This window comes from Ruminococcus sp., from assembly GCF_016287535.1.
Lineage (GTDB): Bacteria > Bacillota > Clostridia > Oscillospirales > Ruminococcaceae > Ruminococcus.
The window spans coordinates 70818-97360 of sequence record NZ_JAEFAJ010000001.1 but is presented as its reverse complement, the minus strand read 5'-3'; the positions used below and the strand labels follow the sequence as shown (position 1 = coordinate 97360).

The window sequence follows — 26543 nt, the reverse complement described above, 5'->3', positions numbered from 1 at the left end:
ATAAATTATTTTATAACTATAGGCTCTGACCAGTAGCTCTGGTTGTATATATCAGTGAAGCGATAGAGAATATGGCAAGCGCCGCTTCCGACATCAGTGTTGCTGATAGTCATATTATCAGTAACAGTTACTACATCGCCTATTAAATAGCTATCCTGATATTCCATATCGTATGAGTAATAGTCACAGATGAATTCAAGAGTGTCTCCTACGTTTATTTCAGTAAGATTCTTTGCAACAGCTTCTGTTTCGCCGCCTACATAATCAGTTGAAGCTCCGACGATAGAACCGTTATCATCATTTACAAACTGGATTATAAGATTTACCCTTTCACCATTAAGGAAAGCAGGAACATAACCGGATATAATAGTATCATTGCCGCTCTTTGTTGTATCAGTATGATAATATGCAACAACATTACCGTTGATAGACAGCCAGTTCTTTTCAGTATCAGCTACAAGGTTACCGTTGTCAAACGAATAGATATTATCAAGACCGAGATCAATATAACCTTCACCGTCATCGTAGAACATATTGAGGTCAAGCATATGTACCATTTCCCACTGGGATTCGGCAAGCTTCATCGTGTAAGTACCATTTTTCTCTTCCCAAGTGAGCTTTGAAGAATCAAAGTAATGAGTTGAAAGATAATCTGCCGTGTCGCTTACATCTGTATCTTTCATAAACTCGGTATTTGTCTCGTCAAGTCCGGCGATACTTCTTCCGCCGCCCAGGAAAGATGAAAGAAGTGAACCGATCATATCAGAGCTGCCTGATGAACCTGATGATGCAGTACCTCCGAAGAGTGAACCAAGTACAGAGCCTGTACCGCCTGCAGCGATCTGTCCGCCTGTCTCAACTTTAGCAAACTGCTTTATGCACTTTGAGTATTCCGAATCCATTCCTATATCTGAATAAGTGCTGCACGCCTTGTCTACATAAGAAGCACGCTGATAAGGGAAATAGATCGATACACCATAAGCATTGGTCATATTTGAAGAAGTACGATTGTATTTTACTGAATTCTTCAGCGATTCAGCAAGAGCCTTTGCTTCGGGTGTTCCGATATTCTCAGCAAGATTTACCAGGTCGACCTGATCTATTCTTGTACTTTCAGCAAATTCACGTGTTGAATATCTCGCGTTGGAGATATCCTTATATTCGTCCTTGGCGATTTTGTCGCTTACAGATTTTGCAAATGCGGTAAGATCCTTAGGAACTGTGTTTGAAAATTCAGCAAGGTCAATAACCGAAAGAGTTGTCTTCTGACCTCTGCATTTCTTTGCACATTCTGTTACAAAGTCATCAACGATGACTTTTCCGATTTCAAGTGTAGGAGTTGAAGTATTGCTGCCGAGTTTTGTAAGCCAGTTTGTATAGTACCAGCCGATGCCAGGCTCAGTTTCTTCTGAAGCAATAAGGTAATCTGCGTGCTCATTGAGCATTAGAGCAGTTTCAGCCGTTGCCATAAGGCAAGCATCAAAGCCTACAAAGTCAAACTTTACACCGCCGCTCTTGAGAGCCTGATTTACGCCTGCAAGTGACATGGAACCGCTTCTCTGGTTCTTCTCATCATAGCCGTAGCCGGTAACTGATCCGCCGCCGTGATCCCAGAGAATAAGCTCATTTCTGTTTGCAGGGAAATTCTTTGAACAGAACTGTATAAATGAAGCAAGATTGTTAGGATCAGTCATAGCCTTATTTCCGGCATCTTCAACGATCCTTCCTATCTGACCGTTCTTTATCTGGTAGATCTGATTTACGCTGTTGCTTATAACGCTTACCTTCCATTTGGAGCATCCGCCGGTAAATATAATTACATTTACATTATCGCCGAATGTTGCAGATCTCATTTCTTCCATATCGGAAGAAGCCATACCATACTTTGACTCAAGATCAGTACCGCACATATAAACCATAAGAGTAACGACATCTTCGCCGTTTCCTTTGATAACTGTACGTTTTTCACGTGAGCCGGTGGCAACTGATGTATCAACCGCACTGTCACTTGTATCACTTCCGACTGCGGTATCATCAGTACTGAAATCGAATCCGGCAGGAGCAGAACCGCCGCCGCTTCCGCCAGTAAGTGAACCAAGAAGATCTCCAAGACCGCCGCCTCCGCCGCTCATCATCTTGAAAATGAAAAATCCGATGATGAGGAGAGTAATAAGACCGCCGCCTCCGGCTGCAGCTCTTTTCGCATTGCTTCCGCCGCCACCAGTCGATCCGCCGGAATAGCTGCCTGATCCGACAGGTCCTGTGCCGAGGCCTTCGCCTCTTCTATGTGCTCCGCTGCCACCGGATGTGACGTTTTTACGTCTGCCCTGTGGCCTGTTCTGATTAGGATCCATATTAACCTCCATAAAACAACTATTTAGCAGATTTATATTTCTGCATACAAATACATTTTACACGCTTTCACAGAGAATGTCAAGTTAAAAGCGGTTACAAATTGGTTATTTGTCAAAAAATGAGTGCAGCCATTCGGCTGCACTCGCATATTACTGGGTTATCAGGAGTTTTCTCAGTGCAACACTGTCGAAAACGTCCACATAGCCATCTTTGTTAACGTCTGCTGTAAAAGATTTTATCAGATTACCGGCTTTGAGCAGATATTTTTGCAGCATTACAAGATCAGCCATGCTTATAATACCATCATCATTTACATCTCCGATGACAGGCGATACTATTTCTTCCGGGACAATCGGCTCCAGAACAAATTTACAACTGTCAGCTCCTGTAATTGTGTTAAGGCAAAGAGATGATTCAAAATTTTTACTGTTGTTTTCTGTGCCGATGTACTTTTGCGACTGTATAATAGAATATGAGCCGTCTTTATTGCATATTACATTGAAACGCTGATTATCAGAACCGGTAAATTCCATAACACTAAGATGTAATGCACTGTCGGATGAAATAGCTTTTCCTTTCTGATTCTTTATAAAGTAACTACCGTCACTATTTTTGTTAAATGTCCATATCTGATCGTTCACATTGTACGGAGGAGGAGCGCCTGACGGATCATATTCAAATGAAATACGGTAAATATCCGACTGTACACAGCTTCCGTTCTTGTCAAATAAATAAAGTCCGCTGTCAACATTTCGCACCATATAACTGCCGTCGGATACGGTTGGGTAAACAGGCGTGATACTCCATAGCTGGCAGCCGCCTTCCCAGTAATTCCACTGGTTTATATTGCCGCCGTTTTCCTTTGACCATTCATAAACGTCAAGTCCGGCAGTATTATCAGAACATTTCGATATGATTCCGTAATCTGTACCGCATTTTCTCAACATGAAAAGCTGCTCGTCACTGCCTTTGTATTTCTGCAGTTCGATGTTGATACCATCGTCGCCGGAATTTTCAGCAACAGCAATACACATTGCTTCGTCACCTGACGAAACGATCCGGCAGTAGTTTTCATCAACGGAGATAATCCGCCATTGCTGTGCCCAGCTCCCATTGCGTTCCCATTGCTGAATATTTGTACCTTGATCGAGTTTGCCATTAGGAATATCAATCGCAAATCCGCTGTTTTGATTGATTATGTAATAAGAAACTCCGCTGAGTAATTCTGTACTGCTTAGTCTTGAAAAAGTACCTGTTCCCGAAACATTATCCGGATTGCCTATAAGCTGGGAGTCTGTATCAGTATAATCGGCGGAAACTGAACGCTGTATGCCGGTGAAATCTTTTGTCTGCACACCCCATACAGAACGATTGTTACTGCCCACAGCTGTAAATGACATAACTTTTTTACCGTTTTCGTCTATTGCAGCGAGGAAGCAGCCGTAATACACCTGATTGTTTATTGTTATTTCAACATCTGAGTTGTCCTTTGACTGCTGCCATTTGCCGGATACGCTACCGCTTATAGTTCCGTCAGAATTAAGTCTCACAGAAGAATAGTTTATTATTTTACCATCGGTAGCTGTTCCGTGATCTATAAATTCATATTCTCCGCAGATATCCTCTGTATTGTAACCGGATGCTGATATTTCATCTCCTGAGTATTCATAAGGCGCCACGACCGGCCATCCACGCTCATTGAAGTATATGGAATGTACACGTACTTCATGAAACTCAGCGCCGTCATCGAAACGGGTATGATATATAAGATACCATTTTCCGTCATCATCGTGAAGAACCGAATTATGACCGCAAGCCATATACGCTTTGCTGAGGGAACTGAATTTATAGTTGCCCATTACTTTGAGGCCGATAGAGTCAAGATCAGAATTTGAAGATAGGACAGCTTGTCTGCCTGCCGGATCGACAAACGGACCAAGAGGGGAGAGTGAACGAAAAACACGCATATTATAGCCGCCTGCCGATGTAAGGCCGCCGTATGTTACCCATAAATAATAATATCCTGTTTCAGAATTGTACTCGATAAACGGACCTTCGCCAGATTTGCCATATCCTCCCGATAGCTTTGTTCCAAAATAACTGTCTGTCATTCTTCCGTCGGATGTCTGTCCTGTTTCCGGATGTATGCACTGACCTGTTTTTTTATCAATTTCAAGAGCAAAAATGCCTCCTGACCATGAACCGTAGCACATATACATTTTTCCGTTACTATCCGTATATATCGTCGGATCAATAGCATTAGGATAAAGCTGATTGTTATAATTATCATTTCTGAACCAATTGCTGTTGAATGTGACCCTACCTTCAGCGATAAGCTCGTCAATATTTGTTGACGTGTATTTACGGTTTACGTTTTTGGTGCTGCTCCTTGCGTAGCTGTCATTATTTGTAAAACCAGAATAAATAAGAGTATCGGCAAACACATAAGGTCCTTCTATGTATTTTGATGACGCATAAGATATAACAGAACGCATATATGTTGATGAAGTACAGAAATACATAAGATACGCGCCTTTGCTTCCGTCACTGTTTATAAATTCATCATCCCACACCACATCCGGAGCCCATACCGCAAAACCTCCTTCACAGTCTTCAAGGTCTTCTCCTGCCCATGCAAATGCTTTCTTCAGATTCTGAGACAAATTACCGAATTCTGTATTGTTTGTTGTGGCATAACCGTTGGAAAAGCGTTTCCAGTTTATAAGGTCAGATGATCTGGCTGCTTCTGTATGGGAGCCGAAAACATAGTATGTATCGTTTGCCTTTATTATTGAAGGATCATGCACTGATACCCTGTTGCCTGATGCATATACATCAGTTTTGCCTAATAATGAAAGCATAAGACAGCACGAGAGGACAGCTGAAATAAGCTTTTTTATTTTCATGGGATTTCCTCCTATAGATTTTTGTTGATAATATTATATTCTTTTTTGTGCAAAATGTCAATCGTTAGGCAGTGCAGAAAAGTATTCTTACTGTTACATATCGTATCCAAAAACTGCGGATAATGCGTATATACATTTTTATCCTCAATTTTTAATGTTTATTTGTAGATAATTCCGATTTTTCGGCTTTCTATTGGAATTACAGCTGAACTGTGATATAATAATTCACGTATTCATGAATATTAAAAATGGTAAGCGGTGCTTTCATTATTTAGCAATGAAAGGTAAAAGGGAAGCGGGTGCAAATCCCGCACGATCTCGTCACTGTATACAGACAGCATTCTCCACGCATTCATGCAGCCACTGAATCAAAACGGGAAGGCGGAGCAATGTGTCATTGTCTGCAAGTCAGGAAACCTGCCGTTTATCGGTACAGGGCTAAAGCTCGGATCACGAGGCATTGATCGTACCATCGCTCTTTACCAGAGCTTTTTTGTCATGCCTTCTGCCGGGTGCGGAAGGTATTTTTTGCGCACGAAATAATGTCTCCTAAAAAATAGGAGGAAAAGAAAATGAATATCAAAAAGTTTCTTGCAGCAGTTGCTGCTATCTCGCTCACAGCCTGTGAAGTATCATGCGGAGCTGAATCAAATGTCAGCACATCTGAAAAAAGCACCGAAGTAACAACTACAATTGTAACCACAACAGCAGAAAACACAACAGAAGCCGAAACAACTACAGAAGCTTCTGAAGAAGAGGACGAAGAAAACTATAATACAGGCGACGCTTCTCTTGATAATATCAGAAATCAGGATAATATCGGAGAAAATGAACTTCTCGTTATCAGCTTCGGAACAAGCTTCAATGACAGCCGCAGACTTACCATCGGAGCTATCGAGGATTCACTTGAAAAAGCTTTCCCTGATTATTCTGTTCGCCGTGGTTTTACTGCCAATATCGTTATCGATCATATTCAGAAGCGTGACGGAATCCTTATTGATGATATCGATGCAGCGCTCGAAAGGGCATCTGAGAACGGCGTAAAGAACCTCGTTGTACAGCCGACACATCTTATGAACGGTCTTGAGTATGAGGAACTTACCGAAAAAATCGCAAGCTATTCAGATGCATTCGATAAAGTATCAATCGGTGAGCCTCTTCTTACAAGCGATGATGACTTTAAAAGAGTCGAAAAAGCTATAATCGACTGGACAAAGGAATATGATGACGGTCAGACAGCTATCTGCTTCATGGGACACGGTACGGAAGCTGCCTCTAATTCAGTTTATCAGAAAATGCAGGATCTCCTCACAGCCGATGATTTCAAAAATTACTATGTTGGAACTGTTGAAGCTGAACCTACGGTTGAAGATGTTATTTCAAAAGTTAAAAAAGGCGGCTACAAGAAGGTAATTCTTGAACCCCTTATGGTTGTTGCCGGCGATCATGCAAACAACGACATGGCAGGCGATGATGAGGACTCATGGAAATCGCTGTTCGAGGCTGAGGGTATTGAAGTAGAATGCCTCCTCAGAGGTCTTGGTGAAAACGAAGATATCCGTAAGATCTATATAGATCACGCACAGAAGGCAATTGATTCATTAAACTAAAAATAAAGCCGACATTTTGTCGGCTTATTTGATAAAAGGTGATAATATGAAAAGAATAACAGCTTTAGCCTCGTGTTTATTAATTGCAGCACTGATGTGTTCATGCTCCGATAATGCGGAAAACACTTCCATTTCTGTTACAACTGCTGTAACTTCAAGTGAACCGGAAACTCTTGCCACAACAACAGTCACAACTACTGAAAAAGCAACTGCACCTCAGCTTAAAGTCGGATTTTCAGGAATGAAGGCAATATATGCTGATTCTGTAAATGAAGGCGAATATGACATTGATGTCGATTCAAGTTCTTCAATGTTCAAGATAACTGCCTGCAAACTAAGAGTTTCAGGTGGTAAAATGACTGCTGAAATGACGATGAGCGGAAACGGCTATGAATTCCTGTATATGGGAACGGAAGATGATGCAGAAAAAGCTACAGAAAGTGATTATATAAATGCGGTACCGTCAGGTGAGACTGTATCATTTACCGTGCCTGTTGAAGCGCTCGACAAAGAGATCGACTGTGCAGCTTTCAGCAAACGTAAAGAGCAGTGGTATGGCAGAAAGCTTGTGTTCCGGGCAGATTCGCTTCCTAAGGAAGCTCTTGGCAGCGGTGCGATAACGTCTCTTGAATCGCTCTCGCTTGAAGACGGTGTGTATGAAGTAAATGTCAGGCTTGACGGCGGTTCAGGCAAGGCGACCGTACAGTCACCGGCAAAGATGACTGTAAAGGACGGTAAAGCATATGCAGAGATCATATGGAGCAGCAACAAATATGATTATATGGTAGTTGACGGAGAAAAGATACTGCCCGTCAGCACTGACGAATTTTCAGTGTTTGAAATACCAGTAAGTGCTTTTGACTACAGAATGCCGGTTTCTGCAGATACAACTGCAATGAGTACACCTCATGAGATAGAATATACTCTTACCTTTGATTCAGATTCAATAAAAAAGTAAAATGATAAAACGGTTATTTTTCATATGTTCAATGTTCTTGCTGTGCAGCTGTTCAAAACTGCAGGCTGAAAATCAAACAGAAGCCGGCACAAAAAAGCTTTATCTGAAATATGCCAAGGAATTTACAGCCGAATTTCTTGATAACGGATGTACCTGTGTAAAAATTGGGACAGATAATTATATCATAGTTCCCGAAAATGCTGATTTTACGGATAATACAGACGGTGCTGTTATTATCAGACAGCCTCTCGGAAATGTATACAATGCCGCTTCATCGGCTATGGATCTTATTGACAGTACAGGTTCTCTCGGTAAAGTTTCAATGACATCAACAAAATACGAAGACTGGTATCTTCCGGCTGTAAGATCGGCTTTTGACAGCGATGAGATGTTTTACGTCGGAAAATACAGTGCTCCTGATTATGAAGCACTTATAGAATCCGACTGTTCACTTGCTATTGAATCCACTATGATATATCATAGTCCGGATGTTAAAGAAAAAATAGAATCACTTGGTATTCCGGTTCTTGTTGAACGTTCGAGCTATGAAAAGTATCCGCTCGGAAGAATGGAGTGGATCAAGCTCTACGGTATTCTTTTTGACTGCAGTGATGCGGCAGAAAATTTTTTTGAGGAAAAGTGTTCTCAGATCGACAGTGTACTTTCCGATGAAAAAACTGGTAAAACAGTCGCTTTTTTCTATATCAACTCATCCGGTGGAGTCGTTGTGCGGAAGCCTTATGACTATGTTCCGGAAATGATCCGTATGGCAGGCGGTGAATATGTTTTCTCAGCAGATGACCTTAAAACTGACGAAAATTCACTTTCAACCATGGTCATACAGCCTGAAGTATTTTATGAAAAAGCCTGGGATACAGATATTCTGATTTATAACAGTACAATCACAGGCGAGATAAATACACTGGAAGACCTGACAGAAAGATATCCGATGCTGAAAGATTTTTCTGCAGTCAAAAAAGGGGATGTCTGGTGTACTGAAAAGAATATGTTTCAGCAAACCACAGGTGCAGCTGATATGATAACCGAACTTCACAGTATATTTACTGAGAATTGCGAAAGCAAAATGAATTTTATGTACCGCTTGGGGGAATAAGTAATGGAATCACGCAGATCACGCATAGTTGCCGGTTATATATTCCTGACGTTACTCTTTACATTGCTCGTGATAATGAATATCTGCATCGGAAGCGCATCCATATCACTTTCAAGACTGTGGAATGCTCTGCTTAATCCGGATACTGACAAAGCGGCTTATAATATCATAACCGGACTGCGTATCCCTAGAACAGCTGCGGCAGCTATACTCGGAGGCGCTTTGGCTGTATCGGGTTTCCTATTGCAGAACTTTTTTGCCAACCCTATAGCTGGGCCATATATACTTGGTATCTCTTCAGGCGCAAAACTGGCTGTTGCCGTGTTTATGGTAATATCGCTTTCACATGGATTTACAGGAAATTCAGCTGAAATGGTCGCTGCAGCATTCATAGGTTCAATGGTATCTATGGGGCTTATCCTTCTTATTTCAGGAAAGGTAAGGCGTATGTCCGTGCTTATAGTTTGCGGAGTCATGATTGGTTACATATGTTCGGCTATAACCGATCTTGTTGTCAATTTCTCAGATGATTCCAATATAGTAAATCTGCATAACTGGTCGATGGGCAGCTTTTCAGGTATTGATGGTACGGACACACTTACTGCTGCATTTATTGTTTTCCCGGCTTGTATCTGTGCTTTTATGCTTGCCAAACCAATGAACGCTTATCAGCTCGGAGAAGAATACGCTCGTAATTCCGGCGTTAATATAAAAATGTTCAGAACAGCGCTGATACTTCTGTCAAGTTTGCTTTCAGCCTGTGTTACTGCTTTTGCCGGCCCAGTTTCTTTTGTTGGTGTTGCAGTGCCGCACCTTGTAAAATCTCTTTTTAAAACTGCAAAGCCTATCTGTATTATCCCCGCCTGTTTCCTTGGCGGAGCGGTATTTTGCCTGTTCTGTGATCTTGTCACAAGGACACTTTTTGCTCCGACTGAACTCAGTATCAGCACTGTAACATCATTTTTTGGAGCACCTGTGGTTATATATATGCTTCTTTGCAGAGAAAGGGGAAAGAAAAATGTGTGAAGCCTGGTTAAGTACACACGCTCTTTCAGCAGGTTACGGGAAAAAAGCTGTTATAAACGGAGTTGAGATATCAGCTGAAAAAGGAAAGATACTTACACTTATCGGTCCGAACGGGGCAGGGAAGTCCACAGTTCTTAAAACTCTTTGCAGGCAGATAAAACCTCTTGGCGGTACAGTTTTTATCGGAAATACCGATCTGCGTAACCTGAGCGGAAATGAACTTGCAAGATCAGTTTCACTTTTGCTTACCGACAGGACAAAAACCGAGTATATGAGGTGCATTGATGTTGTTGAAACAGGCCGTTATCCATATACCGGCAGACTTGGAATACTTTCAGCACATGACCATGCAATGGTAACGGAAGCAATAAAAAATGTAGATATCGAAGATATTGCGTACTGTGACTTTGAAAGAATTAGCGACGGTCAGCGTCAGCGCGTATTGCTTGCGGGAGCAATATGCCGTGAACCTGATGTGCTTATACTTGACGAACCCACCACATTTCTTGATATAAAATACAAACTTGAGCTAATGAGTATTCTGAAAAAAATTGCACGCGAGAAGAATACCGCTATTATTATGTCACTTCACGAACTTGAGCTTGCACAGCGTGTTTCTGATAATATCCTATGTATCAAAGGTGAGCGTCCGGATCGTATCGGCACTCCGGACGAGGTTTTCTCAAACGGATATATCGAGGAGCTTTACGGGATAACAAACGGCAGTTTCTGTGAAAGCTATGGTTCACCTGAACTTGGAAAATGCGAGGGGATGTCTGAAGTATTTGTAATAGGCGGAGGCGGAAGCGGAATTTCTGTTTACCGCAGTCTTCAGCGTATGGGCATACCGTTTGCGGCAGGTATAATACATGAAAATGATATTGAATTCCCGGTAGCGTCCGCACTTGCTTCAGAACTGATAACAGAAAAAGCTTTTGAATCTGTATCTAAGGAAAGTTTTGAAAAAGCTCTTCAGGTAATGAGACGCTGCAAACGAGTGATATGTGCTGTAAAAGAATTCGGTACAATGAATGAATTCTGTCTTACGCTTGCGAAAGAAGCAGAAAAGTCAGGACTAATAAAAGAAGGTGCTGTTTCTTGACTGGCAAAAAGCTTCTCACAAATAAAGCTGTTGTGTTTTTGATTGCTATGATATGCTGTCTTTTATGGGGGAGTGCATTTCCTTGCATCAAACTTGGATGCCAATTTTCGGGTATATCAGCAGGAGATACTTTTTCACAGATACTATATGCCGGTCTGCGTTTTATTCTTGCCGGTATATTTGCATTGATCATCGGCAGTGCTGTTGTCCGCAGACCATTGATTATCAGTAAAAATTCGCTTCATAAGGCAATTAAACTTTCATGTTTCCAGACAATACTTCAGTATACTTTTTTCTATATCGGACTGTCAAGAAGTACCGGTATGAAGAGTTCAGTCATAACAGCTTCCAATGTTTTTTTATCAATAATTGTTGCAGCGCTGATTTTTAAGGCTGAAAAGCTGACATTCAGAAAAATAATCGGCTGCATTGTTGGTTTTTCCGGTGTTATTATGATAAATCTCAGCGGTATAAGCGGAGGTTTCAGACTTACTGGAGAGGGATTTGTTTTTCTCTCAGCGCTTTCGTATGCTTTTTCAGCGGCGCTGATGAAAAAGTACTCTCTGACCGAGGATCCTGTTTTACTCAGCGGGTGGCAGTTTATTATCGGCGGTTCATTCATGACTGCAGCAGGTATATTTTTAGGCGGCAGGATCACGGTTATAAACAAAGAGGGAATACTGATGCTTTTATATCTTGCATTTGTTTCAGCTGCAGCTTTTTCACTGTGGGGAACTCTGATAAAGTATAATAATGTTTCTACAGTGTCGGTATTCGGTTTTATGAATCCTGTATTCGGGGTAATACTGTCATCTGTCATTCTGTCCGAAAAAAGTTCCGCAGGATTTACAGGAATTACAGCTGCACTTTTACTTGTTGCAGCCGGTATTGTCATTGTAAATATTCCGTTTAAGCATAACTCTGATCAGGATATGTAAGCAATATCAGCTTTAAAAGCAGCTCTTGCGAGCTGTTTTATTTTTTCGTTGCTTTTTTAGGTTTATTGTGATATTATAGAAGAGTAAAGCCGGATCATACGAAAATAATATTTGAACGGAGCTGAGATACATTGAACAGAATACTTCTTGTTGAAGATGATAAGGAAATAATCGTTAATCTTACGGAATTTCTCACAAAAGAGGGATTCAGCATAAAAAATGCAAAGGGACAGGCCGCTGCCATTGAGCTGGTAGAAAATGAAACTTTTGATCTTGTCCTGCTGGACGTATCTCTTGCAGACGGAAACGGATTTGCAGTTTGTTCAGCAATAAAATCAAGCACCTGTCTGCCTGTTATTTTCCTTACAGCCTCAGGCGACGAATACAGTACAGTCACAGGTTTTGACCTTGGCGCAGATGATTATATCGCAAAGCCGTTTCGGCCGCGCGAGCTTGTTTCACGTATAAAAAACGTACTTAGACTTACCGGCTCCTCCGGAAATATAACTCAGCTCGGTGATGTTATGGTTGACACTGTAAAAGGAACAGCAAGCAAAAACGGAAAAGATTTTTTTCTTTCGGCACTTGAATACAGACTTCTTCTTGTGTTCATAAACAACAGGGGAGCAGTAATGACAAGAACAAAGCTTCTTGAATCAATATGGGATATTGCCGGAGAATTCGTAAATGACAATACTCTTACTGTTTATATAAAGAGACTTCGTGAAAAGATCGAGGACGATCCTCAGAATCCCTGTATTATCAAAACAATCCGCGGACTCGGCTACAAGGTAGATGTATGATGAAATTATTCCGTAACAGTGAAGTGATCAGGTCAGCATACGCATTCATACTGATCTCTTCTATAGCATTGCTTAGCGCATTATTATATGACAAAAGAATGTTTATTCCTGTTCTGTGTCTTTGTGCGGTATTTTGCACAGCTCACATTATTCTTGAATATGTCAGATACAGAAAAATCTCTGATCTTTCAATGAAGATCGACAAGATACTTCACGGAGATGAGAATGTTTCCTTTGAAAGCTGCTCTGAGGGAGAAATTGCTTTACTGAGCAGCGAGGTCTATAAAATGACAGTGTGTCTGCGGGAACAAAAGTCAAAGCTTCTTGATGACAAGGTATATCTTGCAGATCTTTTGGCAGATATCTCTCACCAGATACGAACACCTCTTACGTCAATAAATCTGCTCGTTTCCATGCTTGCTGAACCTGATCTGACTTTTGAAAAAAGAGAACAGACAGTACATAAACTGTATGGTCTGCTTTCCAGAATCGACTGGCTTATCACAGCACTTCTGAAACTTTCAAAACTTGATGCCGGTACTGTCAGATTCAATAAGGAATCCGTATCTGTAAAGGATTTGCTGGAGAGATCATGTATGCCTGTACGAGTTCCGATAGAGTTGCATAATCAGATGCTTGAAATCGAGGCAGACGGAGAACTTTCCTGTGATGTTGCATGGACCTGTGAAGCCATCGGCAATATCATAAAGAATTGTATGGAACATACACCGGACGGCGGAAGTATTACAATAACCGGAACACAAAATCCGCTTTTTTCGGAAATAAGGATAACAGATAGCGGAAACGATATTTCAGATGAAGATCTGCCGCATATATTCGAGAGATTCTATAAGGGCAAGGATACGGATGATAAAGGCGGTTTTGGAATAGGCCTTGCACTTGCGAGAATGATAATCACCGAACAGAACGGAACACTAAAAGCCGAGAACTCCTCAGAAGTAGGAGCAGTGTTTACAGTAAGATTTTATGAAAGCACGATCTGAAAGCGGGAGTCATCCCGCTTTTTCTTATGTGACATAATTGTTATTTTTAAGTCACCTGAAAGTCATATTGACATGATAGAATATTTATATAAACTTCAGAAAAGGAGAGTACGGAATGGATATCTTGAAAGTTGAAAATCTGTGTAAAATTTACGGGAATGGTGAAAATGAGGTCCATGCTCTCAGCAATGTCAGCTTTTCAATAAAAAAAGGTGAATTTGTTGCAATAATCGGTCCGTCAGGTTCAGGAAAGTCAACGCTTCTTCACATTCTTGGAGGCGTGGATAAACCTACATCCGGAAAGGTTTATATGGACGGCAGTGATGTATATGCGCAAAATGATGAGCAGCTTGCAATATTCAGGCGCAGACAGGTAGGGCTGATATATCAGTTCTATAATCTGATACCTGTATTTAACGTAACCGAAAACATAACCCTTCCCGTGCTTATGGACGGACAGCAGATAAATAATGACCGCTTGAACGAGCTTATTGATACTCTAAAGCTTAACGGACGTGAAAAACACCTTCCTAACCAGCTTTCAGGCGGACAGCAGCAGCGAGTTTCGATAGGAAGAGCACTTATAAATGCACCTGCTGTTGTTCTTGCAGACGAACCTACCGGAAATCTTGACAGTAAAAACAGTCAGGAAATTGTTGAACTGCTGAAATATTCCAATCAGAAATACAATCAGACTCTTGTAATAATCACACATGATGAGAATATCGCACTTCAGGCTGACCGTATTCTCGCGATCGAAGACGGTAAAATAACCCGTGACGAGGTGATGCGCAGATGAACATATTCCACAGGCTTACAATCCAGTCGCTGAAAAAGAATAAAACGCGCACACTTGTAACTATTATTGGTATTATGCTTTCTACGGCGCTGATATGCGCCGTTACGACCTCGTTCGCTTCAGTAAGAAAGTTTGCCATAGATTTTATGGAGTTTTCTTACGGCAAATTTGATGCATCGGAAATAAATACAGACCTTGGCACATATAAATTGATAAAATATTCCGATAAAGTCAAGAGTACAGGTGTACTGAGCTATATAGGCTACGCTGATATAAAAATTTCTAACACATATAAACCTTATCTTTATATATCCGGTGTTCAGGAGGACGAAAACGGGATTATACCGATACATATTACTTCGGGAAGAATGCCGCAGAACAGAAACGAGATCATCATTCCGGAACATCTTACAGAAAATGGCAATGTTGTACTTCATGCAGGTGATAAACTAACACTGGAGATAGGAGACAGAAAAATAGATCCTGAAAAAATAATCGGGACCGGTATAGCTGCGAAAGAAGAAATTACAGATCAGGAGATTGATTACAATGATATCAACCTTATCCAGTATAATTCCTTCACAGTGGTAAACGATGAGGAAGGAAACAGTATTTCCGCTGAATATCTTGATATAAGAGAGAAACGCGACTATACAGTTGTCGGAATATATGCCCGTCCATATTTTGAAGAAGCGTCTTCTCCGGGCTATACGGCCTTGACTGTTCCGGATGATTATTCTGAGAATATACAGTATGATGTATATTACACCCTAAAAAACACAAAGGATATATATAAATTCAGAAAAGAAAACAATCTGTCAGGTAATATCAATACATTTCTTCTTTTATGCAAAGGAGTTTCAAGATATAACAGGTATTATGCGGTAATATTCGGTCTTTTTTCTGTTGTTGTCGGACTTATTATGTTTGGTTCGATAATGCTTATATACAATGCATTTGCTATATCGATATCAGAAAGAACAAAGCAATTCGGGCTGCTCTCCTCGATCGGAGGCACCAAAAAACAGATACGCAGAATGGTGCGCTTTGAAGCTGCTGTGCTAAGTGTTATCGGTATACCGCTCGGAATTATTCTCGGCATTGCTGGTATGTGGATAACTTTCCTCGCAATAGGCAGCAAATTTCTTTTGTTCTTGTCAAATGACGATTTCAAAGAACCACTGCGTATATGCATATCTCCGGCGGAGATCATAGCCGCAGCTGTCATTGCTTTTATAACTATAAGGATATCTGCATGGCTGCCTTCCAAAAGAGCGACAAAAATATCAGCAGTTGAAGCGATTCGGCAGAATAACGATATAAAGGAAACAAAATACATAAAAACGCCTAAAGTGATATATAAATTTTTCGGTCTGCCGGGAATAATGGCACATAAAAACTTCAAACGCAGCAAGAAAAAGTACCGTGCCACTATAATCAGCCTGTTTATGAGTGTAGTTCTTTTCATTTCAGCATCAGCATTCACGTATTATATTACCGGCGGAGCTAATGACGCATTCAGCACTTATGGATATGATTATAAATTAATATGGGATAACGGCGATTACGGAATCAATGATATTGACGAAATTCTCAGTATAATCAAGAATACTGAATATATAACAGATGCTGCTTACTGTTTGTATGATTATAATGTAGTTTATATTCCGGAAAATGATATTGAAGCTAATATACTTAAAGATCATCCTTCATTATTTGATAATTTCAATATCACTCTTCCGCAGCGTGACGGTTATAAAATGATCGTCCTGCCAATAATTTATGTTGATGATGCAGCATATCTTGAGTATATCCGTCAGGAAGGACTTTCTGAAGCTGAATTCTACAACAGGGAAGCTCCGCTTGGCATCGCAGTTGACGAAGGACTGGAATTTGATTTTGACGCAGAGCGATATATTGGTTTAAAGCTGTTCAGCAGCGACAATTCACGTATGAAATCTGTTGCCTATAACAAAATAGATGGATATCCATTTATACAGCAAAGACAGGACACGGTGATATATTATAAACCTGGCGGCAGGTCAGATGACACAATTGAAGTACCATACGAAGAAAGCATTCATGACATTGAACTCAATATCGGAAAGGTTGTTACCGGAAATCCATATTTTACAGAGTCCGAATACATCTCGGTAATATATCCATTCAGTTTTATGGATGATCTTACCGGTTCGAATGCATTATGTATGGAACAAAGGCTCTCATTTATGGTATCCCCGTTTCGGCAGTCATCACATATCTTATTTACGATACGGTCAACAGGGGAATTGAAACGGCCTTCGTTATGCCGTGGAAAGCAGCCGGAACAGCTGTTTTAAGCGTATTTATCGTTGTATTTTTAACTATGATGTATTCAATGAGAATGATAAAAAAAGAAAATCCGATAGACGCTTTAAAAAATGAAAATCTATAATCCGCATTAATAATTTATATAAGTATTATTTGGAATATAATCTGTCATGTTTTGGGTTATTGAAAATAAAAACAGGGAGCAGATGCTCCCTGTTTTTATCACAGAATATTATTCTTTATTGCAAATACAGCAAGCTGTGTGCGGTCCTTGAGTCCTAATTTTTCAAGAAGTCTCGAAATACCGTTCCTGACAGTGCCTTCTGCAAGATACAGCCTTGACGCTATCTCTTTATTATCGGCGCCTTCACAGATAAGACGGAGAAAATCGATCTCACGATCAGTAAGATCAAAGTTTTTGGCATCCTGCTGCACAAGAACATCTTTTTTTATGGATCTGAAGATATTGTCACAGAACACATTTATTCCGCCTGCAACAGCCTTAATCGAGTTTATGATCTTATCGTTGTCCATTTCCTTGAGTATATAACCGTCAGCACCGCTGGAAATAGCCTTGTCAACTGTTTCTTTATCGTCAAACGTAGTAAGGACAAGCACCTTGACGTTCGGAAGAGTATCCTTGATCTTGCGTGTACCGTAACCGCCGTCATAATCAGGCATTCTCATATCCATAAGAACAACGTCAGGCTTCAGCCTAACGCTCATTTCGTAAGCTTCCTTGCCGTCTGAAGCTTCACCAACTACTTTTATCTCACTGTCACTTTCCAGAACAGCACTTAATCCTGCACGAAGAATTTTAATATCGTCTGCTATAATCACATTAATCATGACTGCACCTCTTTTATTGGAATTTTGACTACTGTATTAAACCCTTCGCCTTTCAGCGAAGTAAATTTTACTGTTCCGCCAAGAGCTTCTGTACGCTCACGTATCCCTCTGAGTCCGTTGTTTTCGGAAATACTGTCACAGCCTTTACCGTTATCGAGAATATACATCTCTATTCTGTCAGCAAGAAATTTAAGGATTATATCAATTCTTGTTGCTTCTGAATAACGAAGAGCATTTGTAACAGTTTCGCGGCAGTTGTCATAAATTTCTTTTATACAGAAACGATAGCGTTTATCTTCTTCACCCTGAACACAGAGATCAACATCAACGCCTCTTACAGCTGTTATGATCGTCTGTACAGCTTTGGTTACCGAAGTCATGAATTCATCGTCGCGCAGATTGTTTATAGTACAGCGCAGCTGTGTTACGCCGCTTCTTGAAAGTCCGTCTATTTCCGATATATTTTTCAGCATATCATCAAAGGATGGATTTTCCTTGCCAGCCTCATATTTAACCAGCTTTGCAAGCGAACTTATCATAGTAAATGTATGACCGGCTGAATCATGCATTTCCTGGGCGATCCTGTTGCGTTCCTGCTCAAGACTGAGTTTTTTTTCAGCAGCGGCAAGTTCGTGATATTCCGTAACATCACTTATTGTCACGACTCTTGCGACCTTATTTCCTGTCTTATTTGCGCAATAAGACTGATTGAGGTTATAAAAGCAGTTGTTGTATACAAATTCTATTGACTCAAAATTCTCGTCAAACTTTTCATTTGTGATTTTTTCAATTTCCCACATAAAGTCGTTCATGGAACTTATTTTTTTAATAAAAGGGAGAGCAGCCGCAAATGAATTCTTATATGAAACAGCTCCGTTGATATCAAAAATAATAACACCGCTGCTGATATTCTGTATTGTGTCACGTATAGCGATGCTGTTGATATTGAGCAAACCGTATTTGCCAAGCGCTATAAGTATGAGCAGACTTGAAAAAACAAAAAACAGGGGAGTAATATTGATCCTGGACTGAAGTATTCCGGTAATCGAAAGGGTATTTATCCCCAGCGGAATAGCAGCTGAAAGGATCAGAAGGAACGACTGCATACTGATCTTATCCTGTCTGCGCGTGTGCTTCAGGCATATCATGGTTATACCTGTGATTATGCATACATAGTATATCGCCTGAAAAACGTAAAACAGAGGACCGTGCACAACATTTCCGATAACAAATGTTGAATAATACATATAGTGCCATGGATTTAAAAGCGTCAGCGTCAGAGCGAGCAGTGAAATACAGGGCATGAAGTTCATAAGCTTCCTTACCCTTTTTCCTGCACTGGCGTATTCGGCTGAAAGCATGAGCCACAATGGTCCAAAAAAACTGATGCCTATATTGGATATAACATAACTGCCCCAGAGCTGCTTTGTGTTCACGGAACATAATATAAGAAGCTCAGAAACAAGCCATAATACGATAGAAAGCTGACAGCTGATGAATAAATATGTAAGTCTGTTGCTATTGCCTCGTCTTAAAATCCATGTGACAGAACCAAGCATACCGAACAAACCGAGAAAATTAAGTACAGCTGAAATGATATTCGCTGTCATAAAGCACCTCTGATTTTTAAATATTCAAATTTATTATATCATGCGAATGAAAAAAAATCAATATTAGCACAATAAAATTAACGTAATATTAAAAAATAAATGCTCTGCATTTGCAGAGCACCTTTCCCTCAGGTATGTAAAAGTTCAAAGATGATATATTGCTCAAAATGGTGTTATAATAAGTAATATGCAGTAAAGCTGCTGTAAAGGTTTATTCATTGTCTATAGTGTTATGATCTCTGTCCGCCGGTGCGGACGGAAGGCGGTTTGTCTTTCTGATCAAAATATTTTACAACAATGATAGCAATAAACGGAACAATAAAAGGAATAGCAATAAGTAAAGCTGTGAGCAGACTGATCGTTAACATATATATCATCCTTTCTTCAGAGAGTTTTTTTATACTAATATGATATCATTTCAACGTAAAATATGTAAAGTGAGAAATGTCACTGCTTTAGTGACATTTGTCACTTTATCCAATGCCTATGTAATTTATGGAAATTATCAGATATATCTTGAAAGTCTAGATACAAGATGTTATAATAATTTCATGACATTATAGATCGCTATATTGCACTTCTATTAAAAAAATATATTGCTATTTTGATTTTAATAATAACAATATGTAATTTTTATAATGTGTTCTACTTGTGATAATGATGTGATAGAACAGTTTTTTGCATAAACAGCTTAAAAGATTATTCGTATTTGTTAGTTTCGCTGAAATTATGTTTATTTTTTTATTGATTTTATATTTAGTATTGATTTTTTAAGTAACAGCAAGTATAATAAAAACACATAAATATATTATAGAAGGGCAATATATATTTATAAATATTTCGTATAATTCTTTTATCAATTGTTTTATTTGTTGCTTTAATCGTTCCAGTTTACGAAGTATTGCTTATCACTGCTTTTTGTGATTTACATTGGAGGGATTACATAATGAAGGATTTATTCAAGATTTTCAAAGTGAGAAAAACCATTCTTGCAGCAGCAGATATGTTTTTTGTTGGGGTATCGGCGCTTATTGCCAATTTCATTCTTTCTTTCCGCAATATGGAAATAGAAGAATCAGATCTTATCATATCCGTAGCTGTCGGTTCGATATGCTGTATAGGTGGCCTGCTTATTACAGGTGCATACAGCAAGCTGTGGAGATATTTTAACCGCAGGGACTATCTCAGCTGCGTATATGGAGTTATAGTCGGAATCGCAGCATCGACAGCAATTGTGTATATGATCGATAATTCGTTTTATCCCGCTTTTTCAATTATGCACACTGCTGTTCTGATATGCGCAGTTTGCCTTTTCAGATATCTGTTTAAAACGACTTTTATTACTATAGCCGCTCAGAAGAAGTTCAATGGCAAGCGAACAATGGTGATCGGCGGTGGACAAGCCTGTAAAACCATTCTCAAAGAAATATATAATGCAAAAAAATCTCCTTATACTGAAGACAAGCAGGTAACTGCGATAGATCCTGTATGTATCATCGATGATGACAGATCAAAGGTCGGAACCGAGATCGAAGGTGTTGAGATAGTCGGAACCACTGCGGAAATATACAGATTCGTCAATGAAAAAAGGATAGAACAGATATTGTTTGCGATTCCTTCATGCCTTGAGGATGAACGCAAGAGAATACTTGATATCTGTACAGATACAAAAGTTCCGGTCAAGATGGTGCCGTTCATAGGCAATCTCGTTTTTGATGAAAAGAATAAAACTATAGTTAATCAGATACGCGATATCAGAGTTGAAGACCTTCTCGGACGAGATCCTATAAAGTTTGACAATAAGGATATCAGGAGCTTCATCAGCGGAAAGGTATGCATGGTAACCGGAGGAGGCGGAAGCATTGGTTCCGAGCTTGTCAGGCAGATAGCCAAGTATCAGCCGAGCCGCGTAATAATTGTTGATATTTACGAAAATAATGCCTACGATATAGAACAGGAGCTCAAAATGGAATACGGAGACGAGCTTTCTCTTGTTACTCTTATAGCTTCCGTCAGGGATTATTTCCGCATGAACCAGATATTCAATACATATAAACCTGATGTTGTCTTTCATGCTGCCGCTCATAAGCACGTTCCGCTTATGGAGGTTTCTCCTATGGAAGCAATAAAGAACAATATCATTGGTACTTTCAATGTTGCAACACTGGCGCAATTCCATGATGTTGAAAAATTTGTTATGATATCTACAGATAAAGCAGTTAATCCTACAAATGTCATGGGAGCTTCAAAGCGCTGCTGCGAGATGATAGTACAGTATCTTGCACAGCAGCATGAGGGCAGAACTGAGTTCGTTACCACACGTTTTGGTAATGTTCTCGGTTCAAACGGTTCTGTTATCCCGCTGTTCAAGCGGCAGATCGAGCAGGGAAAACCTGTTACCGTTACACATCCTGACATTATACGATATTTTATGACCATTCCTGAAGCAGTCAATCTTGTTATGGAAGCTGCTGCCATTGCAAACGGCGGTGAGATATTTGTTCTTGATATGGGCAAACCAGTCAAGATAGTAACTCTTGCCGAAAATCTTATCAGAATGTACGGTAAGGAGCCTTATAAAGATGTTGAGATCAAGTTCACAGGGCTTCGTCCGGGCGAAAAGATCAAGGAAGAGCTTCTGATGAACGAGGAGGGACTCCAGAAAACTTCCAATAAACTTATATTTATCGGGAAACAAATTCAGATTGATGAAGCTACGTTTGCCTCAAAACTTGACGAGCTGCGAAATGCCGCTCAAAAGAATAATGAGAAGCTTGCTGTTTCGGCACTTCACGACATGGTACCGACATTCACAACTCCCGAAAAATTCAACAGCAAGGAGCTCAAGAACTCCAAGCTCGAAAAAATGGTCGAGTCAGCATAATAATCATTTTATGTCATATACTGCCGTTCATCTGAACGGCAGTAATTATATATACATTTACAGACTGCTGTCTGAATTTTATATTGTCAGAATACACTTTTTTACTGACTATCAGACTTCTATTTTGTATCAAGATGAAAAACTGTGTTCATTCTTATAGCGTGATATTGACAAAACGTCGCAGCAGTGGTATAATTTTGAATTATAATGGAGTATTGTATATATGAGCTTATAAGCTCTGAGGAGGAAACTATATGTCAGTGAATATTCCCGAAATTTTTGCCTGCAATGTTTTCAACGAAGACGTCATGAAGACAAGACTGCCAAAGAACGTCTACAAGGCGCTTAAAAGAACAATGCAGAACAATGAACCGCTCGCAGATATGGAAACTGCCGATGTTGTTGCCAATACTATAAAGGAATGGGCAATTGAGAGAGGCGCTACACATTACACACACTGGTTCCAGCCTATGACCGGTTCAACAGCTGAAAAGCACGACTGCTTTATCAATCCCGCTCCAAATGGTCTTGCAATAATGGAATTTTCGGGCAAAGCACTTGTAAAAGGTGAGCCTGATGCTTCCTCCTTCCCGTCAGGCGGACTCAGAAGAACAAGCTCAGCAAGAGGATATACTGCCTGGGATCCTACATCCTACTGCTTTGTTAAAGAGGGCAGCCTTTATATCCCCACTGTTTTCGTTTCATACACAGGTGAGGTGCTTGACAAGAAAACTCCTCTTCTTCGTTCTATGCAGGCACTCAGCAAGACAGCAGTACGTTTCCTTAAACTTTTCGGAAATGACAGAGTAACGAGAGTTACTTCCACTGTAGGAGCAGAACAGGAATATTTCCTTATTGACAAAAAAATGTACGACCAGCGTGAAGACCTTATTCTTACAGGAAGGACGCTTTTTGGCGCAAAACCTCCCAAGGGACAGGATCTTGACGACCAGTATTTTGCAAACCTTCGTCCGCGTGTTGCAGCATATATGGCTGATCTTGATGAAGAGCTGTGGAAACTTGGCATATATTCAAAAACAAAGCATAACGAGGTTGCACCTGCGCAGCACGAAATGGCTCCTATATTCACTACTTCAAATCTTGGCACAGATCAGAACGAGCTTGCGATGGAGGTCATGGAAAAGGTCGCTCTCAGGCACGGTCTTGTTTGCCTTCTCCATGAAAAGCCCTTTGAAGGTGTTAACGGCTCAGGAAAGCATAATAACTGGTCCATGTCAACAAATGACGGTCAGAATCTTCTTGATCCCGGCGATACTCCGATGGACAATCTTCAGTTTCTAACTATACTCTGCGCTCTTATCAAGGGCGTGGACGAGTACGCTGACCTTATGAGACTGTCAGCTGCTTCAGCCGGAAACGACCACAGACTTGGTGCGGATGAAGCTCCGCCTGCTATCGTATCAATGTTCCTTGGAGAAGAGCTTGAAGCCGTACTTCAGGCAATCGAGGACGATACAGAGTACAAGACCAAGACCCGCGCTTTCAAGATCGGTGTTGACGCTCTTCCTTCTTTCCCAAAGGATTCAACTGACAGAAACAGAACATCTCCCTTTGCTTTTACCGGAAACCGTTTTGAATTCAGAATGGTAGGCTCTTCTGATAATATCGCTTGTCCTAACGTACTTCTCAATACTATCATGTGCGAAGAACTCAGCCAGTTTACAGAGATCCTCGAACCGTTCAAGGGAAAGGATACTTTTGACGCTGAAGTCAGAAAGCTCCTCAAAAGTGTCATAAAGGAGCACAGAAGGATCATCTTCAACGGTGACGGATATTCGGCTGAATGGGTAAAAGAAGCAGCCAGAAGAGGTCTCCCGAACTATGCTTCCACTGTTGACTGTATGCCGCATTATACTGATGAAAAGAATCTTCGTATTTTCCGTAAATTTGAAATATACAACCAGAACGAAGTTGCGGCAAGAACCGAGATACACCTTGAAAAGTATTCCAAGACAGTTCGCATTGAAGCACGTACTATGATAGAAATGGCAAGGAAGCAGCTTCTTCCGGCAACAATGGATTATGTTCAGTCGCTCTGCGAGGCTATTGCTACCAAGAATCAGATCGGTTTTACCTGTAAAACAGATGAAAAGATCGCAAAGAAGCTCAATGAACTCGCGGACAGTTTCTACGAATCAATTGAGAGGCTTGAAGATCGCGTTGCTGAAGCAAACAAAGTCAACGGCATCCAGAAACAGGCAGAATTCTTCCATGATGTTGTTCTTGCTGAAATGGATATAATGAGAAACATAGCTGACGAGATAGAACTTAATATGCCGGCAGCAAAATGGCCTATCCCTGCATATTCAGAGATCATATACAACGTTTGATAAAATCAAAAGGATCTTTTTCACATTAAATCTGAAAAAGATCCTTTTCTTTGTTTTCTGGGGGTACATTCAGCCTGAGCGGTTATAACCACTGTAAAAACAAGGATACACCCTATAATTTCCCTTATGTTCATTTTTTCGTGCAGTATGAGCCAGCCGGACAGAGCCGCAAATACAGATTCAAGGCTCATGATAAGCGTTGCGACAGATGGCTCTGTATATTTCTGTCCGGCTATCTGCAGCGTATACGCAACAGCACATGACATTATTCCGGTATAGAGTATCGTATACCGTGCTTCAAACACATTTTTCAGCGCAGGAGCTTCAAATATGAACATACATACCGCCATTATGATTCCCGCAGTGAAAACTGTATACATGACATCAGTATACAATCAGCTTTCCTTGCGTTGAAATAGTCTATGGCAATAATATGAAATGCATAGAAGAATGCGCTTATCAGAACATAAACATCTCCGTTTGAAACAATGAAGCTGCTTTTTACGCAAAGGAGATAGAATCCGGCTACAGCAACAGCAGCGCATACCCATATCTTAATATGCGGTCTTTTTCCCAAAAACAATCCTGTTATCGGTACTATAATGACATACAACGCTGTAATGAATCCTGCTTTTCCGGCAGTTGTAAGACTGATACCGAGCTGCTGAAATGAACTTGCCGCAAATAGTATGATACCGCAGCATATCCCGCCGATAACTGACACTTTACCATTAGGACCGGAGTTTTGTGAAGAACTTTTGCTCAATACCGCATTAACCGGAATAAGAGCTATACCACCAATGAGCGTTCTGACGGAATTATATGTAAAAGGTTCAACATAATCCATTCCCTTACTTTGGGCAACAAAAGCGGTTCCCCATATTACAGCAGCTAAAAGCAGCATTATACTTCCGCGAAATCTTTTGAACATCAGAATATATCCGCCTTTTTATCAGTATCATCAAATTTGTTCGTTCCCTTTATACTCAGTCCCTTTTCAAAATCATCAAGGAAATGATGGAAACTGTCACCGCGGTGATAGGAGATTAGCGTCTGAAGATTGACGTTTTCTACACTTCTGAAAATATTCATATCAACAGCCGGATTTATCTTTCTCAGCTGACACAGCAGCTGCTTTATTTCAGCACGTTTTGAACTTCCGTGATTTTGGGTAGTCTGACAGGCGCATTGAATAAAAGAAAGCTCATTATACTCTGCCCATTTTATTATATCCGCCTCACGTACAAGGTACATAGGACGAATGACCTGTACCGGATAGTTTTCGCTGTGGAGTTTTGGCATCATTGTCTGTACCTGCGAACCGTAAAGCATTCCCATGAGTATTGTCTCTATAACATCGTCAAAATGATGACCCAAAGCTATTTTATTACAGCCAAGCTCCTGAGCTGTCTTGTAAAGCCATCCGCGCCTTAACCTTGCGCAAAGGAAGCACTTATTCTTTTTTTCCTTTGCAGCTGATTCAAGAATATGCGTATCGTATATATTCGCTGGAAGTCCGAGCAGTTCAGCGTTTTTGATTATTTTAGACCTGTTTTTGGCAATGTATCCCGGATCCATGATAATATACCTTGCTTCAAAGCACAAATCCGAATATTTTTGCAGCCGCTGTATGCATTTTGCCATGAGCATTGAATCTTTTCCGCCTGAAATACAGACCGCAATCTTATCTCCGCTTTCGATCAGCTTATAATCTTCGATGCCCTTGCGGAATTTAGACCAGATAGACCTGCTGAACTCTTCAGTTATTGATCTGTCGATATTATTGTTCATATTATTCCTCACCAATATGTATTATATAATAAATATACCGCTAAAACATAAGATTGTCAAGAAATATCAGAATATGTCACGGAGACTTACAAAGCATATTGACTATGTATGAAAAATGCAGTATAATAAAAAT

General features: G+C 40.3%; 20 protein-coding genes and 1 riboswitch. Of the genes, 13 read left to right on the top strand and 7 right to left on the bottom strand.

Annotated features, from left to right (window positions below; translation table 11 throughout):
- Positions 1–5 precede the first annotated feature (5 nt).
- Positions 6–2354 (bottom strand): clostripain-related cysteine peptidase, encoded by a 2349-nt coding sequence (locus tag QZZ36_RS00455; protein WP_295075031.1) that lies wholly within the window; start codon positions 2352–2354, stop codon positions 6–8.
- Positions 2355–2504: 150 nt separating this feature from the next.
- Positions 2505–5261 carry an RICIN domain-containing protein gene (locus QZZ36_RS00450; RefSeq protein ID WP_295075029.1) on the bottom strand — a complete coding sequence of 919 codons (2757 nt, stop codon included), beginning with the start codon at positions 5259–5261 and terminating at the stop codon, positions 2505–2507.
- A gap of 239 nt (positions 5262–5500) precedes the next feature.
- A riboswitch (cobalamin riboswitch) is annotated at positions 5501–5701 on the top strand.
- A 132-nt stretch (positions 5702–5833) separates the two neighbouring features.
- Here QZZ36_RS00450 and QZZ36_RS00445 point away from each other — a divergent pair.
- The 11 genes from QZZ36_RS00445 (at position 5834) to QZZ36_RS12905 (ending at position 17049) form a co-directional block, all read left to right on the top strand.
- Positions 5834–6871 carry a sirohydrochlorin cobaltochelatase gene (locus QZZ36_RS00445; RefSeq protein ID WP_295075027.1) on the top strand — a complete coding sequence of 346 codons (1038 nt, stop codon included), beginning with the start codon at positions 5834–5836 and terminating at the stop codon, positions 6869–6871.
- Positions 6872–6917: 46 nt separating this feature from the next.
- Positions 6918–7829 (top strand): hypothetical protein, encoded by a 912-nt coding sequence (locus QZZ36_RS00440; RefSeq protein WP_295075024.1) that lies wholly within the window; start codon positions 6918–6920, stop codon positions 7827–7829.
- Between the two features lies 1 nt (position 7830).
- Positions 7831–8943 carry an ABC transporter substrate-binding protein gene (locus tag QZZ36_RS00435; protein WP_295075021.1) on the top strand — a complete coding sequence of 371 codons (1113 nt, stop codon included), beginning with the start codon at positions 7831–7833 and terminating at the stop codon, positions 8941–8943.
- 3 nt (positions 8944–8946) lie between these two features.
- Positions 8947–9969, top strand: coding sequence for an iron ABC transporter permease (locus QZZ36_RS00430; RefSeq protein WP_295075018.1), 1023 nt, complete (start codon positions 8947–8949; stop codon positions 9967–9969).
- A complete protein-coding gene (locus QZZ36_RS00425; RefSeq protein ID WP_295075015.1) occupies positions 9962–11071 on the top strand; it encodes an ABC transporter ATP-binding protein in 1110 nt (369 codons plus the stop codon). Before QZZ36_RS00430 ends, QZZ36_RS00425 begins: the two co-directional genes overlap by 8 nt.
- A gap of 47 nt (positions 11072–11118) precedes the next feature.
- Positions 11119–12009 carry an EamA family transporter gene (locus QZZ36_RS00420; RefSeq protein WP_295075627.1) on the top strand — a complete coding sequence of 297 codons (891 nt, stop codon included), beginning with the start codon at positions 11119–11121 and terminating at the stop codon, positions 12007–12009.
- Positions 12010–12140: 131 nt separating this feature from the next.
- Positions 12141–12812, top strand: coding sequence for a response regulator transcription factor (locus QZZ36_RS00415; protein ID WP_295075012.1), 672 nt, complete (start codon positions 12141–12143; stop codon positions 12810–12812).
- Positions 12809–13816: a HAMP domain-containing sensor histidine kinase gene (locus QZZ36_RS00410; protein ID WP_295075009.1), complete on the top strand. Its 1008-nt coding sequence runs from the start codon at positions 12809–12811 to the stop codon at positions 13814–13816. Before QZZ36_RS00415 ends, QZZ36_RS00410 begins: the two co-directional genes overlap by 4 nt.
- A 115-nt stretch (positions 13817–13931) precedes the next feature.
- Positions 13932–14615, top strand: coding sequence for an ABC transporter ATP-binding protein (locus QZZ36_RS00405; RefSeq protein WP_295075006.1), 684 nt, complete (start codon positions 13932–13934; stop codon positions 14613–14615).
- On the top strand, positions 14612–16954 hold the full coding sequence (locus tag QZZ36_RS00400) for an ABC transporter permease (RefSeq protein WP_295075004.1): 2343 nt from the start codon (positions 14612–14614) through the stop codon (positions 16952–16954). The genes QZZ36_RS00405 and QZZ36_RS00400 overlap by 4 nt, the downstream gene beginning before the upstream one ends.
- On the top strand, positions 16867–17049 hold the full coding sequence (locus QZZ36_RS12905; protein ID WP_365685360.1) for a hypothetical protein: 183 nt from the start codon (positions 16867–16869) through the stop codon (positions 17047–17049). Before QZZ36_RS00400 ends, QZZ36_RS12905 begins: the two co-directional genes overlap by 88 nt.
- A gap of 98 nt (positions 17050–17147) precedes the next feature.
- On the opposite strand, the gene QZZ36_RS00395 is transcribed toward QZZ36_RS12905, so the two are convergent.
- The gene (locus QZZ36_RS00395) at positions 17148–17774 is read right to left on the bottom strand and encodes a response regulator transcription factor (protein ID WP_295075002.1); all 627 of its coding nucleotides are present in this window, start codon (positions 17772–17774) and stop codon (positions 17148–17150) included.
- Complete coding sequence (locus tag QZZ36_RS00390) at positions 17771–19384, bottom strand: histidine kinase N-terminal 7TM domain-containing protein (protein WP_295074999.1); 1614 nt, start codon at positions 19382–19384, stop codon at positions 17771–17773. The genes QZZ36_RS00395 and QZZ36_RS00390 overlap by 4 nt, the downstream gene beginning before the upstream one ends.
- A gap of 946 nt (positions 19385–20330) precedes the next feature.
- Between QZZ36_RS00390 and QZZ36_RS00385 the strand changes: the two genes are divergently transcribed.
- Positions 20331–22268 carry a nucleoside-diphosphate sugar epimerase/dehydratase gene (locus QZZ36_RS00385; protein ID WP_295074996.1) on the top strand — a complete coding sequence of 646 codons (1938 nt, stop codon included), beginning with the start codon at positions 20331–20333 and terminating at the stop codon, positions 22266–22268.
- 254 nt (positions 22269–22522) lie between these two features.
- Positions 22523–24619, top strand: a complete 2097-nt coding sequence (locus QZZ36_RS00380) for a glutamine synthetase III (protein WP_295074993.1) — start codon at positions 22523–22525, stop codon at positions 24617–24619.
- A gap of 20 nt (positions 24620–24639) precedes the next feature.
- On the opposite strand, the gene QZZ36_RS12900 is transcribed toward QZZ36_RS00380, so the two are convergent.
- From QZZ36_RS12900 to QZZ36_RS00370, 3 genes are read right to left on the bottom strand one after another with little or no spacing between them, the layout of a single operon-like run.
- On the bottom strand, positions 24640–24957 hold the full coding sequence (locus QZZ36_RS12900) for a DMT family transporter (protein ID WP_365685240.1): 318 nt from the start codon (positions 24955–24957) through the stop codon (positions 24640–24642).
- An 11-nt stretch (positions 24958–24968) separates the two neighbouring features.
- Positions 24969–25550: a DMT family transporter gene (locus tag QZZ36_RS12895; RefSeq protein WP_365685237.1), complete on the bottom strand. Its 582-nt coding sequence runs from the start codon at positions 25548–25550 to the stop codon at positions 24969–24971.
- Positions 25550–26410, bottom strand: coding sequence for an ATP-binding protein (locus tag QZZ36_RS00370; RefSeq protein WP_295074990.1), 861 nt, complete (start codon positions 26408–26410; stop codon positions 25550–25552). The genes QZZ36_RS12895 and QZZ36_RS00370 overlap by 1 nt, the downstream gene beginning before the upstream one ends.
- Positions 26411–26543: the final 133 nt, after the last annotated feature.